Here is a 15,965-nt window from a genome sequence, read left to right as displayed (position 1 = left end):
CCTGCCGCCGCCCGTCAGTGCGCCAGCGCGCGCTGACTGCCGAGTGCGGCCAGAATGCGGTCGCTGCGGTCGGCAAGGCTGTCCTCGCCGCCGGCAAGACCAAGCTCGCCGATTTGCGCCTGCCAGTCGGCAATGGCACTGCTGAGGCGGGGCGAGAGGCCAAGCGCCGAGACGGTTGTCGCCACTTCCCGCATCTCGGCCGCGCGGCGGCGGCCATGCACCATCATGCGCTCCAGATTGTAGGAGGAGCGTTTGGGCCAATCGATGCCTGGATCGCTTGCCATCAACGAGGCAAGGATCGCCTCCTCCACTCCGGCGGTGCGGGCGGCGAGGAAACATTCCGCCACCAGCGCCTCCAGCCCCTTGATCATCACCGAGCGCAACATCTTGATGGTGGAGGCATCGCCCACCTTCGGGCCGGCCACCGTCACCTGCATGCCAAGCCCTTCCATCGCCGCTGCCGCATCCTCCGCCGGGGCGCCAGCCAGCAAAATGGGCGTGCGGTGCTGGCGCGGATAAACCGGCGCCATGATGGCAACATCCACATAGCGCCCGCCTGCCGCTTCCACGGCGCGCGCGGCCTCATGCTTGGTGGTGGGCGCGCAGGAATTGCCGTCGAGCCACAGCGCGCCGGGCGCCAGCAGCGGCGCATAGCTGCGCGCGGCATCGGCTGCCCGGTCCGCCGTCACCAGACAGAACACCATCCCGGCGCCGGCAAGCGCCTTTTCAGCGGAAGTTGCCGGGGAGATGGCAAGCTTTTCCATCGCCTCGCGCAGGGCCGGTGCAGCCGCGGGCTGTTCCAGCTTCAGATCCCAGGCAGTGATGACGCCGGCAAGGCCATCGGCGCGCCAGCCGCTGGCAAAGGACTGCCCCGCCTCGCCAAATCCAATCAGGGCAATCCGCTGCATGGCTGCCAAGGCGGCGCTCTGTTCTTTCCCGGTCATCGTCTCCACCCTTTCGTCTTTTAAAGGCTCCCGGCCCAGGCACCCGGCCCGCTGCGGTTTCCTTTTTCATCTGACGGAAGAAGCTGCCAGAATCATAAAGCCACGCCTAGTTGCTATAGCCTGAACTTATAGCGTGGACCGTCCTTTCGAATTGTCCTTGCCGCTGCCCGGGAGCGACATGGGGACACCTTTCGGGAGGAATATTTCATGAGTGAAAAAAAGACGGCGCTGGTCATCAGCGCCCATGCGGCCGATTTCGTCTGGCGCTGCGGCGGCGCCATCGCGCTCCATGCCGAGCGCGGATATGACGTGACCGTCGTGTGCCTTTCCTTCGGCGAGCGCGGGGAATCCGCCAAGCTGTGGAAGCAGCCGGGCATGACGCTGGACAAGGTCAAGGCCGCCCGCCGGGCAGAGTCCGAAAAGGCCGCCGCGGCGCTTGGCGTCAGCGACCTTATCTGCATGGATCTGGGCGACTATCCGCTGCGCCTTGAGGATGAAGCCAAGTACCGCCTCGTGGATATCATCCGCAAGGTCCAGCCGGCCTTCATGCTCAGCCACTCGCAGTACGATCCCTATAATACAGACCACATGTATGCCACCCAGGTGGCGCTGGAATGCCGCATGATCGCGCAGGCCTGGGGCCACAATCCGGGCGAGAAGGTTCTCGGCGCCCCGCAGCTCTATCTTTTCGAGCCGCACCAGACAGAACAGATGGGCTGGAAGCCGGATACCTTCCTCGACATCACGCCGGTCTGGGACAAGAAGCGCGCCGCCATCGAGTGCATGGAAGGCCAGGAGCATCTCTGGGAGTTCTACACCCGCGTGGCGCAGAACCGGGCCAACCACTTCCAGCGCAATTCCGGCGGCCAGTCCGGCGGCCGGGCGTCCAAATATGCGGAAGGTTTCCAGTCCATCTTCCCGCGCACGGTCGACGAGCTTTGAGGCCACCCCTCCGGGGCAGCCTTACCGGGCACTGAAAATCTGAAGGTCCGGCGGGAAGGAGGGTTTCCGCCGGACCTTGAGGCTCCCCGGAGGGGGAGCCCGCAGGCGACTGCCCCGCCAAAGGGCATCTTGACCGGCCCCCGAAATGTGCCGGCACCCTCCTGGAGGAAACAAGTGACCAACGTGCCGACCAATCCGTCCTTCGACATCGCGCATCTGGCCCATGTCGAGATGTACACGGACAAGTTCGAGGAAAGCCTCGACTTCTTCACCAATGTCTACGGGCTGACGCTTTCGGGCCAGGATGAAAACTCGGCTTACCTGCGCGCCTTTGACGATTATGAATTCCACAGCCTGAAGCTCACCCGGCATTCAACCACCGGCGTCGGCCACATCGCCTATCGCTGCGCTTCGCCCGAGGCGCTGGAGCGGCGGATGAAGGCCATCGAGGCGTCCGGCTACAAGGTCATCGGCTGGGTCGAGGGCGATATGGGCCATGGCCGCGCCTTCCGCTTCGAGGACCCGTTCGGCCATGTTTTCGAGATTTACTGGGAAACCGTGCGTTACGAGGCACCGGCCCACGAGCGTGCAAAGCTCAAGAACATCGCGCAGCGTTATCACGGCCGCGGCGCCAGCCCGCGCCGGCTCGATCACCTGAACCTGCTGGCCGCCGATGTCTGCGAGTTCCGCCGCTTCATGGAAACCTGCCTTGGCAGCCGCGTTACGGAGATGATCCAGCTCGATAACGGCCGCACGGGCGGCTGCTGGTTCACCATCAACAACAAGACCTACGACCTCGCCTGCACCGAGGAACATGGCGGCGGCCATGCGCGCCTGCACCATGTCACCTACGCCACCGACACGCGTGAGGACATTCTGCGCGCCGCCGACATCTTCCTTGAAAACGGCGTGCATATCGAAACCGGGCCGCACAAGCACGCCATCCAGGGCACCTTCTTCCTCTATGTGTGGGAGCCCGCCGGCAACCGTGTGGAGCTGGCCAATTCCGGCGCCCGTCTCATCCTGGCGCCCGACTGGGAGCCGGTGGTGTGGACCGAGACCGAGCGCAAGCGCGGCCAGGCCTGGGGCCTCAAGACCATCGAGAGCTTCCACACCCATGGCACGCCGCCGGTCAAGAACCCCGGCCAGCACTAGGCCAGCTCGCACGTTACAGACCCTATCAGGAGCACGCGTGATGAACGTCGTCGTCCAGAATATTCCCCGCGCCGAAGCTTCCGTCCTTGCCGGCCTTGCCGCCGCAGGTGTCGCCACGGTGCATGAGGCTCAGGGCCGCAGCGGCCTGATGGGCCCCGCCATGCGCCCCATCCAGGCCGGCACCGGCATTGCCGGCTCCGCCGTCACCATCTCCGTCGCCCCTGGCGACAACTGGATGCTGCATGTCGCCATCGAGCAGATAAAGCCCGGTGACGTGCTGGTGGTCTCCCCCACCTCCCCCTGCTCGGACGGCTATTTCGGTGATCTGCTCGCCACCTCCGCGCAGGCGCGCGGCTGCGCCGGCCTTATCATCAATGCCGGCGTCCGCGACGTCAAAGTGCTGCGCGAGATGGGCTTTCCCGTCTGGTCCACCGCCGTCCACGCCCAGGGCACCGTCAAGGAAACGCTGGGCTCGGTGAATATACCCATCGTGTGCGCCGGCGCTGCCGTCAATGCCGGTGACGTGGTGGTGGCCGATGATGATGGCGTGTGCGTCATCCCGGTCGCCAAAGCGGCCGACGTGCTTGCCGCTGCCGAAAAGCGCACCGCGCTGGAAGAGGAAAAGCGCCTGAAGCTCGCTTCCGGCGTGCTGGGGCTCGACCTTTACAACATGCGCGAACGCCTTGCCGCCAAGGGCCTCAAATATGTCTGAGGCGCGGGTTTCAGGTTCGGCGGAGGACGGCATACCGTGCCTGTGGATGCGGGGCGGCACCTCCAAGGGTGCCTATTTCCTCGCTTCCGACCTTCCCGCTGATCCGGCCGAGCGCAACGCCCTGCTGTTGCGGGTGATGGGCTCCCCCGATCCGCGCCAGATCGACGGGATCGGCGGCGCGGATCCGCTGACCTCCAAGGTCGCCGTTATCTCGCTGTCGGCGAGTGAAGAAGCGGATATCGACTATCTCTTCCTGCAGGTCTTCGTTGACCAGCCGCTGGTCAGCGACGCGCAGGGCTGTGGCAACATCCTTGCCGGTGTCGGCCCCTTTGCCATCGAGCGCGGGCTGGTGCCGGTGGCCGGGGATGAAACGCCGGTGCGCATCCGCATGGTCAATAGCGGGGAGATCGCGGTTGCCCGCATTTCCACGCCGGGCGGACGCGTGAATTATAACGGCACCACCGCCATTGACGGGGTGCCGGGCAGCCACGCCGCCGTGCCGCTTATGTTCCAGAATGTCGAGGGCTCGATGTGCGGCGCCCTGCTGCCCACCGGTAATGCCGTCGACACGGTGGAAGGGTATGAGGTGACCCTCATCGACCACGGCATGCCCTGCGTCATCCTGCGTGCCAGCGATTTCGGCATCACCGGCGAGGAAAGCCGCGAGGAGCTGGATGGCAATACCGGGCTCAAGGCAAAGCTGGAGAAGGTGCGCCTTGCCTGCGGGCCGCTGATGAATCTCGGCGACGTCACGGAAAAATCGGTGCCGAAGATGACGCTGGTCTCCCCGGCCAAAGCCGGCGGCGCCATCTCCACGCGCAGCTTCATCCCTCACCGTTGCCATGCGTCCATCGGCGTCTTCGCCGCCGTCAGCGTGGCTTCCGCCTGCCTGCAAAAGCAGGGGCCGGCCAGTGAGATTGCCGTGTTGCCCAAGGACGGACGCTTCAGCATCGAGCATCCGAGTGGAGCAACCGAAGTCTTCATGGATCTGGCACCGGATGGCAGCGTGAAGGCCGCCGGCATGATCCGCACCGCCCGCAAGCTGTTTGAAGGCCGTGTCTTTCCAGTCGGCAGCTGAGGCCGGCCAGGGTGCAATCCTCTGTTAAAAGCCCGGGCTCCCGAGCCCGGGCTTTTTGCCCACACGGATTTCGTTACGAAATAAAAACCATTATCGCCGCCCCGCCACCCGGTCGATCCGCTTTGCGAACAATCGTGCCGGGCGAAACTTCATCTGAAGCTTCAAGGGTCGGGCGATCAAAATCATCAGCCGATGCAATTAATTGCACCCCTCTTGCGCCTGCTCGCGTATGGGCAATACTGCGGAAGATTGTCGCAGTGCCAATTGCACTGTAGCGGGAACGAGGTTTGGGGGAGCCTGGGACGATGTCGGTTATCGAAAAGCTGGGGACTTTCGTTGAAAGCCGTGGCGTCCAGAAATTTATCATCTGGGTCATCGTGCTTAACGCCGCGGTGCTGGGGCTGGAGACCAGCCGCTATCTGTCGGAAAATTTCGGCGAACTGCTGACGATCCTCGACCACATCGCGCTCGTCATCTTCATCGGCGAGTTGCTCGCCAAAATTCTCTATCGGCGCCTGCGGTTTTTCACCGACGCCTGGAATGTGTTCGACTTCATCGTCGTCGGCATCGCGCTGGTGCCCTCCGCCGGCCCGCTCAGCGTGCTGCGAGCCCTGCGTGTCATCCGGCTTTTGCGCCTGCTCTCCGTCGTACCCACCATGCGCGTGGTCGTCGGCGGGCTCTTCCGCGCCCTGCCGGGCATGGCCTCCATCGCCTCGCTTATCCTGCTCATCTTCTATGTCGGTGCCGTGCTGACCACGAAACTCTATGGCGCGGATTTCCCCGACTGGTTCGGCACCATCGGCGCCTCCATGTACAGCCTCTTCCAGATCATGACGCTGGAGAGCTGGTCGATGGGTATCGTGCGCCCGGTCATGGAGGTGCATCCCAGCGCCTGGGTCTTCTTCGTTCCCTTCATCATGGTCACCACCTTTGCCGTGCTGAACCTTTTTGTCGGCACCGTCGTCAGCGCCATGCAGACCGAAGGCAATGCCGAGCAGGAGAAAAACGCCGAGAACGAGCGCCTTGCCATGCTGGCGGAGCTGAAGACGCTGAGTGGCGAACTTGCCCGCATGAACAACGAGATGGCCGAGATGCGGCGGGAACTCGCCCCCCAGCCGGAAGCCCGGACCGGCTGAAGGGATTGATGGCAACGGTGCTCAGACCGGGGCGCCGTACATCCCGCCGATATGACCGACCAGAAAGTCGGCCAAAGCCCGGACCGGCGCGTCCTGCCGCTCGGGCCGGGAAATAAGTGCCAGCTCGGTGCCCCGCTGCGGGGCAAAGGCGCCCGCCGCCAGCACCCGGTGGCCCGGCAGCACCGCATTGCCCGGCAAAAGGCTGAGGCCAAGGCCGCCGGCAACCGCTGCCTGCACGCCCATCAGCCCCTGGCTTGAATAGGCAACGTGCCAGCCATATCCCTCGGCCTCCATCACCCGGATGGCCCGGTCACGATAGATACAGCCGGGCGGAAACAGGGCGAGCGGCACCTCCCCGCCCGCTTCCGGAATGCCGCCTGCCCCGGCAGACTGCACCCAGACCAGCTCCTCCGGCCAATGGGCAATCGCCGTGCCGTCGCCGGCCTCGCGCTTCACCAGCGCAAGATCGATCTCCCCGCGCTCCAGCATCTGCCGCAGCGCGAGGCTCCAGCCGCTGATGGTGTTGAGGCGAATGTCCGGCGCGCTGCCGGCAAAGGCGGAGAGCAGGCCTACCAGCCGGTTGCCGGCAAAATCCTCCGGCACGCCAAGCCGCACCGTTACCGCCCGGGCCGGCCGGGCAAGGGCCCGGGCCGCTTCCGCGGAGATATCGAGCAGGCGACGTGCATAACCCAGCAGCAGCTCCCCCTCCTCCGTCGTGCGCACGCTGCCGGTCGTGCGGTCCCGCAGCAGCAACGCATGCCCCAGCTCCTCCTCCAGCTTCTTGATCTGCAGGCTGACGGTTGACTGGGTCAGGTGAATGCGCTCCGCCGCCCGGGTAAAGCCGCCGGCATCCACCACGGTGGTAAAGGTTCTGAGGAGCCCGAGATCGAGAGGTCCACTCATTGAATTTTCCAATCAGGAAGATTTTTTCATTTCATTTCTCAATGAGTCGATCTTCTGTCAAGCCTGCTGCCAGCAATCATCCCGATCACGAGGAACCGGACATGGCGCTCCACGGCCCAAAGCCGCAATGGCTCACCTTCGATTGTTACGGCACGCTCATCCAGTGGGATGAAGGGCTGCTGGCGGCGGTGGAAAAGATCCTTGCCGGCAAGAGCCGCAAGGTGGAGCCCGCAACCTTCATCAAGGTCTATGACCACCACGAACACGCACTGGAGCAGGTAAAGCCGCATCTCAGCTTCCGCGAGGTGTGCGAACGCGCCCTGCCGCTGGCGATGCAGGAACTGGGGCTGGAGAGCGCGCCGGAAGATGCCGACATTCTCACCGGCTCCATCGGCCGCATGCCGCCCTTCCCTGAAGTGGTGGAGACGCTCGGCAAGCTGAAGGCGGCCGGGTTCAAACTCTGCATCATCTCCAACACCGACGACGCCATCATCGCCGGTAACGTCGCGCAGATGGGTGGCCATATCGACCGGGTGGTGACCGCCCAGCAGGCTGAAGCCTACAAGCCGTCCTCGCAGATCTTCCGCCATGCGTGGAAGAGCCTCGGCGTCGAGCCGCAGGCGCTTGTCCATATCTGCGCCAGCCCGCATCTTGACCTTGCCGCCGCCCATGAACTCAAATTCCGCTGCGTGTGGGTGGACCGCGGCACCGGGCGCAAGCCGCTGGAGGGTTATACGCCGGATGCCACGATCCCCCTGCTCTCCGGGGTGATTACCGAATTCAAGCGGGCCGGCTGGCTTTAAGGAGTGAGAGGAAGAGATGGCGCACGAACTGACCCGAAACCCCGCCACCCCGGCCGTCCTGCGGCATGCCGATCTGGAGACGGAGGCCATCCGGCAGGCCCGTATCGATCTTGCCGCCAGCCTGCGCATGGCGGCCCTGCTGGGGCTGGAGGAAGGAATCTGCAACCACTTCTCCGCCGTGGTGCCGGGCCATCCAGACCTCTTCCTCGTCAACCAGCTGGGGCTTTCTTTCCATGAGGCGACCGCCTCCAGCCTGCTGATCTGCGATTTCGACGGCACCGTCGTGAGCGGTGAGGGAGAACCGGAGGCAACCGCCTTCTATATCCACGCCCGCCTGCACAAGAAGGCCCCGCGCATCATGGCCGCCTTCCACACCCATATGCCGAACGCCACCGCGCTCAGCATGCTGGAAGGCGAGCCGCTGGCCTGGGCCGGGCAGACCGCGCTCAAATTCTACGGCCGCACGGCTGTCGACGAGGATTATAACGGCCTCGCTCTCGATGCCGAGGAAGGCGACCGCATCGCCGCCGTGCTGGGCGACAAGGACATTCTCTTTCTCAAGAACCATGGCGTGATGGTCTGCGCCCCCACCATCGCCGAAGCGTGGGATGATCTTTATTATCTGGAACGCGCTGCTGAAGTGCAGCTCAAGGCCATGAGCACCGGACGGTCGCTGAAACCCATAACCGGCCAGATCGCCAGCCGCGCCGCCCGCCAGATGCGCGAGGGGGATGCCGCAAGCGCGGCCATGCATCTGGCCAGCATCAAACGCCGGCTGGACAAGCTGGCGCCGGACTATGCCAGCTAGGGGAACAGGCCGCCTTGCCGCGCCACTGGTGAAAGACAAGTTTAGACTTTCAGTTTTGTGAAACAGGCTTATCCTGCATCCCCGGTCTTTGGAATGGGGGCGCGTGCCATGCTGTCGAACGATCCCGTATGGTCGCTGGGCCTTGAGCGCCGCGCTCCTGCCGGGTCGCCAAAAGGGACCGCCGCTGACCTGCTGGTCATTGGCGCCGGTTTCATGGGTCTCAGCGCGGCCCTGCACGCCGCCCGCCGCAGCATGGCCGTTCAGGTGATCGACAGCCGCCCTTTGGGCGAGGCAGCGAGCGGCCTTAATGGCGGGCAGGTCATCCCCGGCCTCAAATACGACCCGGAATGGCTGCTTGCCCATTTTGGCGACAGGCGTGGCACGCCGGTGGTGGAGTTTGCCGCCCACACCGCCGATGCGGTGTTTGATCTTATTGGCGCGGAAAAGCTGGACGTGCCCCATAGCCGCACCGGCTGGATTCAGGCCTGCCACACCGAAAAGGCCCTTGCGGCGGCACAATCCCGGCACCGCCAATGGTCGAGCTATGGCGCGAATGTCGGGCTCCTCGATGCCGCCGGCATCCGGGACAAGATTGGCACCACCAATTATCTCGGCGGCTTCATCGACCGGCGGGCCGGCACCATCAACCCGCTGGCTTTCGTGCTGGAACTGGCGCGGGTTGCCGCAGAATCCGGAGCGGCAATCGCCGAAAACACCCGCTGCACCGCCCTCCGCCGCCGCAATCAGGGCTGGGAGGCCACTCTGGCCGGGGGCGGCACCCTCAAGGCCCGGCAGGTAATCCTGGCGACGAATGCCTATTCTGATGGGCTCATCCCCGGCCTTGCCCGGACGCTGGTCCCCCTGCACTCGTTCCAGATCGCAACCGCCCCGCTTCCGGATGACGTGCTCGCCACCATCCTGCCGGAAGGGCAGGCGGTTTCGGACTCCCGCCGCATTCTCATCTATTACCGCCGCGCAGCCGGTAACCGGCTGATCCTGGGCGGCCGCGGCCCCTTGCGCCTGCCCCGCGGCCCCGAGGACTGGGCCCATCTGGAACGCGCGCTGGTACGGCTGTTCCCGGCCCTTGCCGGCACTGGCATCGAAAAACGCTGGTTCGGCCGCGTGGCGGTTACCGCAGATCACCTGCCCCATGTGCATGAGCCCGAAACCGGTCTCGTCACCATTGCCGGCTGTCAGGGGCGCGGTGTCGGGCTGATGACCGCCGCCGGCCCGCGGCTGGTCGATTACCTGCTCTCCGGCGATCCGGATGCCCTACCGCTGCCGGCAATCCCCATCCGACCCATTCCTTTCCACGCCTTCCAGCGCATCGGGGTGGGCGCGATGATCGCCTGGTACCGGCTTCTCGATGCCATGGAACAGTAAAGGCGCTTGACGCCTCCATAAAAATGAAAATGATGTATCTGTTTTCATATTTGTGAGACCGGCATGAGCTTTACAGGCGGCCACGGAGGGGTTTCAGCATCGGGCGGGCGGTTCTTCCGCGCCGCAATGCTGCTGCCCGGCACCTTCGCTGCTTTCGTGCTGATCCTGTTTTCGCTGGCGCTGGTGCTGTTCCTGGCTTTCCGCAGCAATGACGGATCGTTGCTGGGTGGAGGGGCAACGCTGGCGAATTTCGCCGCCGTGGCGACGGACCCGCTTTACGTGATGGTCGCGCTGCGCTCGCTTGCCATAGCAGGGCTCGTCACGCTGGCAACCGTCGTCAGCGCCTGGCCGGTCGCCTATCTGCTGGCCTTCCATGCCGGCCGGCACCGTTCCTTGCTGCTGTTTCTGGTCACGCTGCCGTTCTGGACCAGTTACCTGCTGCGCGTCTTCGCGTGGAAGATCGTGCTGGCCTATAACGGCGTGCTCAATTCCGCGCTGGTGGGCACGGGCATCCTCAGCGAACCCTCGCTGGCCTTCCTCAACACGCCGGCTGCCGTTGTGCTGACGCTGGCGCATGCCTATGCGCCCTTCGCCATACTGCCGATCTTCGTTGCGCTCGACAGCATGCCCAAATCGCTGTTTGAGGCGGCCTCGGACCTTGGTGCCGGGGCTTTTGCTACCTTCCGGCGGGTGGTGCTGCCCTATTCGATGCCAGGTGTGCTCTCCGGCGCGCTGGTCGTCTTCGTGCCCACCGTCGGCGATTTCGTGACGCCCTCGCTGGTGGGCGGGCCACGCAGCGTCATGGTCGGCTCGCTCATCCAGGCCCAGTTCGGCAAGGCCAATGACTGGCCTTTCGGCGCAGCCCTCGCGGTTTCGGTGATGGCGCTCATCATCGCCCTCATCCTCATTGTCCGGCGGGTCGACCGCCGCTTTGGGAGCCGGCGATGACAACGCTCCTGAGGCGCTCGCCCGCAACCTCGCTGCTCTGGGCCTATGTGGCGGTTTATCTCGCCTTCCTCTACCTGCCCGTCGGCCTCATCCCGCTCTTTTCCTTCAACGACGCCATTCAGGCCGCCTTCCCGATCAAGGGGCTGACGCTGGACTGGTACCGGGCGGTCGCTGACAACGAAGCACTGAGAAGCGCGCTGGCGACCAGCCTTGAGGTTGGCCTTACCGCCGCGGCGCTCGCCACGCTTTGCGGCGTCACCATTGCCTATATGGATGTGTTCGGCCGCTCGCCTTTCGCCCGCCTGCTGGCAACCATCGCCAGCCTGCCGATCCTCATCCCCGGCATCATCATCGGCATCGCGCTGCTCATCCTCGTCAACCTTGCCGGCATCGGCCCCTCGCGCCCCGCCATCATTGCCGGCCATGTGCTGGCAGGACTACCGACGGCGGTCATGGTGATGCGCAGCCGCTTTATGAACATCCCCCGCTCCATACCGGAAGCCGCACAGGATCTCGGCGCCGGCGATTTGCTCGTCCTGTGGCGCGTTGTGCTGCCGCTTTCGGCGCCGGCCATCGGGTCGGCCTTCATGCTCGGATTCCTGACCAGCTTTGATGAATTCATCATCGCCTTCTTTCTGGCCGGGACCGAACCGACGCTGCCGCTCTTCATCTGGAGCCAGCTTCGTTTTCCCAAGTCGCTGCCCATGGTCATGGCACTCGCCTCCCTCATTCTGGCGGCCAGCATCGTGATCGCGGGGGCGGCGGAGATGCTGCGCCGTCGCGGCCAGAACCGATAACAAAAAAAGAAACACACAAAGCAACCGGACAAGGAGGCAGGACCATGAGGTTCACGACTGGAAACAAGGCAAACAAAGCCCTTGGCTGCGCCCTGATCGCAGCGCTCTCTTCCACCGCAGGCATCGCGCATGCCGACGGCAAACTCACCTATTTCACCTGGTCTGGGTACGAACTGCCGGAGTTCAGCCAGTCCTATCTGGCCGCGCATCCGGACTCCGTCGACATCTCGGTGTTCGGCGATGACGACGATGCCTTTACCAAGGTCAAGGCCGGCTTCCACCCCGATCTGGCCCACCCCTGCTACGACAAGATCGCCCGCTGGAACAAGGAAGGGCTGCTGCAGCCCATCGACACCAGCCGCATCAAGAACTGGGACAAGATTTTCCCGACCTTCCGCAACCTGCCGGACATCAAGGCCGGCGACGGCAAGGTATGGATGGTTCCGTGGGACTGGGGCAATACCTCCGTGCTCTACCGCACCGATCTGGTCAAGAATCCGGAGCAGAGCTGGAACCTGCTGTGGGACCAGCAATATGCCGGCCGCATGGCGACCATCGACGCCGTGCACGACACCCCGCTCGTCGCCGCCATCATGGCGGGCGTCAACCCCTTCGACATGAGCGACAGCGATCTGGAGAAGGTGGCCGCCAAGCTGCGCGAGCAGCGCCCGCTGATGTCCACCTACACCACCGACATGACGTCGGTGGAACAGTCGCTGGCCAGCGGCGAGCTTGTCGCCGCGATGACGTGGAACGCTTCGGCCGTCGCCCTCAAGAAGCAGGGTGTGCCGGTTGAGTTCATGAAGCCCAAGGAAGGCATGCTGACCTGGACCTGCGGTTACGTCATGCTCAAGGATGCCAAGAATGTCGACCTAGCCTATGACTTCATCAACAGCCGGCTTGAGGCTGATTCCGGCAAGCACCTGATCGAGGATTACGGCTATGGCAGCTCGACGAGCACCGCCTTTGCCGCCGTGCCCAAGGAAACGCTGGAAAGCCTCGAACTTCCCTCCAACCCGGACGAGATGCTGAAGACCACCATCTTCACCGGACCGATGAAACAGAACGACGAACTCGCCAAGATGTTTGAAAAGGTCAAGGCGGGCGGCTGAGGATAAGGCGGAGCGCGGGGTCACCCGCGCTCCCGCCAACTCAAAAAGGGCCGGATCAGAAGGGGAAGGACCCTTAATTTGGAAGAAGTTGAGACCAGGGTCGCGCGCGAGGGCAACGAGGCGGACGTCATTGTCGGCCGGCGCGTGCGCGCCCTCCGGCTTGAGCGTAACCTTTCGCTGATGGAACTGGCGGCGAAGACCGGCATATCCATCGGCGCCCTGAGCCAGATCGAACGCGGGCTTTCCTCGCTGCGCGTCAAGGTGATCTGGCCACTGGCCGCCGCGCTTTCCGTCGAGCCCGGTGCGCTGATCGGCGATGGCGGCGACACGGGCAACGATCTTTATTGTGTGCGCTCGCAGTCGCGCCGCCCGCTGCCGGTGCGCTCGGAAGGCATCGGTAAATGGCTGCTGTCCCCCCCGGCAGCGGCCCTCACCGGCATGCTGGTCACCGTCGAGCCGGGCGGCGGCACATCGGAAGCCTATGCCCATTCAGGCCATGAGTTCGGGTATGTGCTGACCGGCGATGTCGAGCTGGAGATCGATGGCGGCACCTATCAGCTCAAGCAGGGCGACAGCTTTGCCTTCAAGAGCACACTGATGCACGCCTTCACCAACCACGGCCGGACCCGGGCGGAAATCCTGTGGGTCAACACCAACAAGCCGCCGGAGGAAGTGGATGCTGGATAAGCTTCTGGAACTCCGCGATGTCGGCAAGGTATTTCCCGGCGGCATCGTCGGGCTCGATGCCATCAACCTCACCATCGGCCAGGGTGAGTTCCTGAGCCTGCTCGGCCCTTCCGGCTGTGGCAAGACCACCACCCTGCGTGTAATCGCCGGTTTCGAGGCCCCCACCAGCGGGGCGGTGGTGCTGGACGGGCGCGACATCACCGCGCTGCGCCCCCACCACCGGCCGGTCAATACCGTCTTCCAGGACTACGCGCTGTTTCCGCACATGAATGTGCGGGACAATGTCGAATTCGGCCTCGCCATCCGCAAGATGCCGGCAGCCGAGCGCCGCAAGAAGGTCATGAGCGCGCTCGAGATGGTGGGGCTGCCGGATAAGGCTGAAGCGCGGATCGCCGAACTTTCCGGCGGCCAGCGCCAGCGCATTGCGCTCGCCCGCGCCATCGTCTGCGAACCCCGCCTGCTGCTGCTCGACGAACCCCTGTCCGCTCTCGATGCGCATCTGCGCGAGCAGATGCAGCTTGAGTTGAAGCGCCTGCAGGGCGAACTGGGCACTACCTTCGTCATGGTGACGCACGACCAGACCGAGGCGATGTCGATTTCCGACCGCATCGTCGTCATGAATCGCGGCCATATCGAACAGGTGGCAAGCCCGGCCGAGCTTTATGACCGTCCGGCAAGCCGCTTCGTCGCCAGCTTCATCGGCACCATGAACCTGATGCCGGCAACGGTTACCTCAGTCGCTGAAGGGCAGGTTTTTCTCGATGCCGCCGGATGGTCGCTGGCGGTCCCGGCCCCGGAAGGTAGTGTCCCTGTGGCCGGTCAGCCGGTTACCATCGGCATCCGGCCGGAAGATCTTCTGCTGGCCGGCGGCAACGGGGAGCAGTTCCTCTCCGGCAAGGCGTCTGCCGTTGTCTTCCATGGCAAGTCGCTGCGCCTCAGGGTCGAGGCCGGACCGGCGGTTGCGCTCTTTGTCGACGTGCCCCGGCAGGGCGATCATGCTGCCGTCAAGGCCGGCACCCCCGTCTCGCTGGCCTTGCGGCCCGGCGCATCCTGCCCTCTTCTGGCTGCATGAAGCCGGTAGCAGTTTTTGAAACGGAGTCCCCCCGAATGAGCAACAACGAACTCTTCTATATCAATGGCGAGTGGGTGCCCCCCGTCTCCCCGGCGACGCTGGAGGTGATCAACCCGGCAACGGAAGAGGCCTATACCCGCATCTCCGTCGGCACCAAAGCCGATGTGGACAAGGCCGTTGCCGCCGCCAAGGCCGCCTTTGCGAGTTTTTCAAAAACCAGCCACGCAGACCGGCTGACGCTGCTGAAAAAGATCCTCGAAGTCTATAACGAGCGCTTCGAGGATATCGCCGCCGCCGTCTCGGACGAGATGGGCGCCCCGCTGGCCTTCGCCCGCGACGCCCAGGCCTGGGCCGGCCGCGCGCATATGGAAGCCACGATCAAGGCGCTGGAAGACTACTCCTTCAGCGAGAAACGCGGCACCACCACCGTGGTCAAGGAGCCGATCGGCGTCTGCGCACTGATTACGCCGTGGAACTGGCCGCTCAACCAGATCGTCTGCAAGGTCGCACCGGCCATCGCTGCCGGCTGCACCGTGGTGCTGAAACCGTCGGAAATCGCCCCTATCAGCGGGATCGTTTTTGCCGAAGTGATGCATGCCGCGGGCGTGCCCAAGGGTGTCTTCAACCTCGTCAATGGCACCGGCCCGGATGTCGGTCAGGTCATGGCCGGCCACCCCGATGTCGACATGGTTTCCTTCACCGGATCGACCCGGGCCGGCATCATCGTCGCCAAGACCGCGGCCGATACGGTGAAGCGCGTGGCGCAGGAACTGGGCGGCAAATCCGCCAACATCATCTTGCCGGATGCTGATCTTGAAACGGCAGTGACCAAGGGCATTCAGGGCTGCTTCGGCAATACCGGCCAGTCCTGCGACGCGCCCACGCGTATGCTGGTGCCGGCGGAAAGCCATGGCGAGGCCCTGAAGATCGCCAAGGTGGCGGCCGAGGCCTTCCGCACCGGCGACCCCAAGGCCGACGATACCGACCTCGGCCCGGTTGTCAGCCAGGTGCAGTTCGACAAGATCCAGCGCCTGATCCAGTCCGGCATTGATGAGGGCGCCACGCTGGTAACCGGCGGCCCCGGCCGGCCGGAACATCTCAACCGCGGTTATTATATCCGCCCCACCGTCTTCGGCGGCGTGAGCCCGGACATGACCATCGCGCGTGAGGAGATCTTCGGCCCGGTCCTCTCCATCATGCCCTACAAGGATGAGGCAGAGGCGATCCGCATCGCCAATGACACGGTCTATGGCCTTGCCGCCTATGTGCAGTCAGGCGATATCGCCCATGCCCGCGCGGTTGCCGCCGAGATGCGTGCCGGCTCGGTCTATCTCAACTATCCGGACTGGGACGTCTTCTCCTCCTTCGGCGGTTACAAGCAGTCCGGCAATGGCCGTGAATATGCCGATTTCGGCATCCATGATTTCCTCGAGATCAAGAGCATCATCGGTTACGGCGACTGACCGGAAGACGGAAAAAGCCGGC

At 64.3% G+C, this 15,965-nt stretch carries 16 protein-coding genes; 14 read left to right on the top strand and 2 right to left on the bottom strand.

What is annotated here, in order from left to right:
* Positions 1-14: 14 nt before the first annotated feature.
* Entirely contained in the window at positions 15-908 is an 894-nt protein-coding gene (locus QTL98_RS21065; RefSeq protein ID WP_445682898.1) for a DUF1932 domain-containing protein, read from the bottom strand.
* A gap of 243 nt (positions 909-1,151) precedes the next feature.
* Between QTL98_RS21065 and QTL98_RS21060 the strand changes: the two genes are divergently transcribed.
* The 5 genes from QTL98_RS21060 to QTL98_RS21040 all read left to right on the top strand — a co-directional run bounded on the left by QTL98_RS21060 (position 1,152) and on the right by QTL98_RS21040 (position 5,967).
* On the top strand, positions 1,152-1,886 hold the full coding sequence (locus QTL98_RS21060; RefSeq protein WP_445682784.1) for a PIG-L deacetylase family protein: 735 nt from the start codon (positions 1,152-1,154) through the stop codon (positions 1,884-1,886).
* A gap of 183 nt (positions 1,887-2,069) precedes the next feature.
* Positions 2,070-3,041 (top strand): VOC family protein, encoded by a 972-nt coding sequence (locus tag QTL98_RS21055; RefSeq protein WP_445682897.1) that lies wholly within the window; start codon positions 2,070-2,072, stop codon positions 3,039-3,041.
* A gap of 40 nt (positions 3,042-3,081) precedes the next feature.
* Complete coding sequence (locus tag QTL98_RS21050) at positions 3,082-3,753, top strand: 4-carboxy-4-hydroxy-2-oxoadipate aldolase/oxaloacetate decarboxylase (RefSeq protein WP_445682783.1); 672 nt, start codon at positions 3,082-3,084, stop codon at positions 3,751-3,753.
* Complete coding sequence (locus QTL98_RS21045; RefSeq protein ID WP_445682782.1) at positions 3,746-4,831, top strand: 4-oxalomesaconate tautomerase; 1,086 nt, start codon at positions 3,746-3,748, stop codon at positions 4,829-4,831. The genes QTL98_RS21050 and QTL98_RS21045 overlap by 8 nt, the downstream gene beginning before the upstream one ends.
* A 305-nt stretch (positions 4,832-5,136) precedes the next feature.
* Complete coding sequence (locus tag QTL98_RS21040) at positions 5,137-5,967, top strand: ion transporter (RefSeq protein WP_445682781.1); 831 nt, start codon at positions 5,137-5,139, stop codon at positions 5,965-5,967.
* Between the two features lie 21 nt (positions 5,968-5,988).
* On the opposite strand, the gene QTL98_RS21035 is transcribed toward QTL98_RS21040, so the two are convergent.
* Positions 5,989-6,870, bottom strand: coding sequence for a LysR family transcriptional regulator (locus QTL98_RS21035; RefSeq protein ID WP_445682780.1), 882 nt, complete (start codon positions 6,868-6,870; stop codon positions 5,989-5,991).
* A 101-nt stretch (positions 6,871-6,971) separates the two neighbouring features.
* Between QTL98_RS21035 and QTL98_RS21030 the strand changes: the two genes are divergently transcribed.
* The 9 genes from QTL98_RS21030 to QTL98_RS20990 all read left to right on the top strand — a co-directional run bounded on the left by QTL98_RS21030 (position 6,972) and on the right by QTL98_RS20990 (position 15,943).
* Positions 6,972-7,673, top strand: a complete 702-nt coding sequence (locus QTL98_RS21030) for a haloacid dehalogenase type II (RefSeq protein ID WP_445682779.1) — start codon at positions 6,972-6,974, stop codon at positions 7,671-7,673.
* 16 nt (positions 7,674-7,689) lie between these two features.
* A complete protein-coding gene (locus tag QTL98_RS21025) occupies positions 7,690-8,481 on the top strand; it encodes an aldolase (protein WP_445682778.1) in 792 nt (263 codons plus the stop codon).
* A gap of 108 nt (positions 8,482-8,589) precedes the next feature.
* Entirely contained in the window at positions 8,590-9,864 is a 1,275-nt protein-coding gene (locus QTL98_RS21020; protein WP_445682777.1) for an NAD(P)/FAD-dependent oxidoreductase, read from the top strand.
* Between the two features lie 63 nt (positions 9,865-9,927).
* Positions 9,928-10,812 carry an ABC transporter permease gene (locus tag QTL98_RS21015; protein ID WP_445682776.1) on the top strand — a complete coding sequence of 295 codons (885 nt, stop codon included), beginning with the start codon at positions 9,928-9,930 and terminating at the stop codon, positions 10,810-10,812.
* Positions 10,809-11,609 carry an ABC transporter permease gene (locus QTL98_RS21010; protein ID WP_445682775.1) on the top strand — a complete coding sequence of 267 codons (801 nt, stop codon included), beginning with the start codon at positions 10,809-10,811 and terminating at the stop codon, positions 11,607-11,609. The genes QTL98_RS21015 and QTL98_RS21010 overlap by 4 nt, the downstream gene beginning before the upstream one ends.
* A 44-nt stretch (positions 11,610-11,653) precedes the next feature.
* Positions 11,654-12,721: an ABC transporter substrate-binding protein gene (locus tag QTL98_RS21005; protein WP_445682774.1), complete on the top strand. Its 1,068-nt coding sequence runs from the start codon at positions 11,654-11,656 to the stop codon at positions 12,719-12,721.
* Between the two features lie 78 nt (positions 12,722-12,799).
* Complete coding sequence (locus QTL98_RS21000) at positions 12,800-13,408, top strand: helix-turn-helix domain-containing protein (protein WP_445682773.1); 609 nt, start codon at positions 12,800-12,802, stop codon at positions 13,406-13,408.
* Positions 13,398-14,480 carry an ABC transporter ATP-binding protein gene (locus QTL98_RS20995; RefSeq protein ID WP_445682772.1) on the top strand — a complete coding sequence of 361 codons (1,083 nt, stop codon included), beginning with the start codon at positions 13,398-13,400 and terminating at the stop codon, positions 14,478-14,480. Before QTL98_RS21000 ends, QTL98_RS20995 begins: the two co-directional genes overlap by 11 nt.
* 35 nt (positions 14,481-14,515) lie before the next feature.
* On the top strand, positions 14,516-15,943 hold the full coding sequence (locus QTL98_RS20990) for an aldehyde dehydrogenase family protein (protein ID WP_445682771.1): 1,428 nt from the start codon (positions 14,516-14,518) through the stop codon (positions 15,941-15,943).
* Positions 15,944-15,965 lie beyond the last annotated feature (22 nt).

Source organism: Radicibacter daui, from assembly GCA_030657355.1.
Classification (GTDB): Bacteria; Pseudomonadota; Alphaproteobacteria; order Radicibacterales; family Radicibacteraceae; genus Radicibacter; species Radicibacter daui.
The sequence above is the reverse complement of the archived record's forward strand: the minus strand, read 5'-3'. Positions and strand labels throughout refer to the sequence as shown.

Excerpts from the sequence above, each read along its gene's own strand:
- QTL98_RS21025 (WP_445682778.1), top strand. The coding sequence starts at position 7,690 with ATGGCGCACGAACTGACCCGAAACCCCGCCACCCCGGCCGTCCTGCGG.
- QTL98_RS21065 (WP_445682898.1), bottom strand. The coding sequence starts at position 908 with ATGCAGCGGATTGCCCTGATTGGATTTGGCGAGGCGGGGCAGTCCTTT.
- QTL98_RS21035 (WP_445682780.1), bottom strand. The coding sequence starts at position 6,870 with ATGAGTGGACCTCTCGATCTCGGGCTCCTCAGAACCTTTACCACCGTG.
- QTL98_RS21030 (WP_445682779.1), top strand. The coding sequence starts at position 6,972 with ATGGCGCTCCACGGCCCAAAGCCGCAATGGCTCACCTTCGATTGTTAC.
- QTL98_RS21040 (WP_445682781.1), top strand. The coding sequence starts at position 5,137 with ATGTCGGTTATCGAAAAGCTGGGGACTTTCGTTGAAAGCCGTGGCGTC.
- QTL98_RS21010 (WP_445682775.1), top strand. The coding sequence starts at position 10,809 with ATGACAACGCTCCTGAGGCGCTCGCCCGCAACCTCGCTGCTCTGGGCC.
- QTL98_RS21045 (WP_445682782.1), top strand. The coding sequence starts at position 3,746 with ATGTCTGAGGCGCGGGTTTCAGGTTCGGCGGAGGACGGCATACCGTGC.
- QTL98_RS21015 (WP_445682776.1), top strand. The coding sequence starts at position 9,928 with ATGAGCTTTACAGGCGGCCACGGAGGGGTTTCAGCATCGGGCGGGCGG.
- QTL98_RS21050 (WP_445682783.1), top strand. The coding sequence starts at position 3,082 with ATGAACGTCGTCGTCCAGAATATTCCCCGCGCCGAAGCTTCCGTCCTT.
- QTL98_RS21020 (WP_445682777.1), top strand. The coding sequence starts at position 8,590 with ATGCTGTCGAACGATCCCGTATGGTCGCTGGGCCTTGAGCGCCGCGCT.
- QTL98_RS20995 (WP_445682772.1), top strand. The coding sequence starts at position 13,398 with ATGCTGGATAAGCTTCTGGAACTCCGCGATGTCGGCAAGGTATTTCCC.
- QTL98_RS20990 (WP_445682771.1), top strand. The coding sequence starts at position 14,516 with ATGAGCAACAACGAACTCTTCTATATCAATGGCGAGTGGGTGCCCCCC.
- QTL98_RS21005 (WP_445682774.1), top strand. The coding sequence starts at position 11,654 with ATGAGGTTCACGACTGGAAACAAGGCAAACAAAGCCCTTGGCTGCGCC.
- QTL98_RS21060 (WP_445682784.1), top strand. The coding sequence starts at position 1,152 with ATGAGTGAAAAAAAGACGGCGCTGGTCATCAGCGCCCATGCGGCCGAT.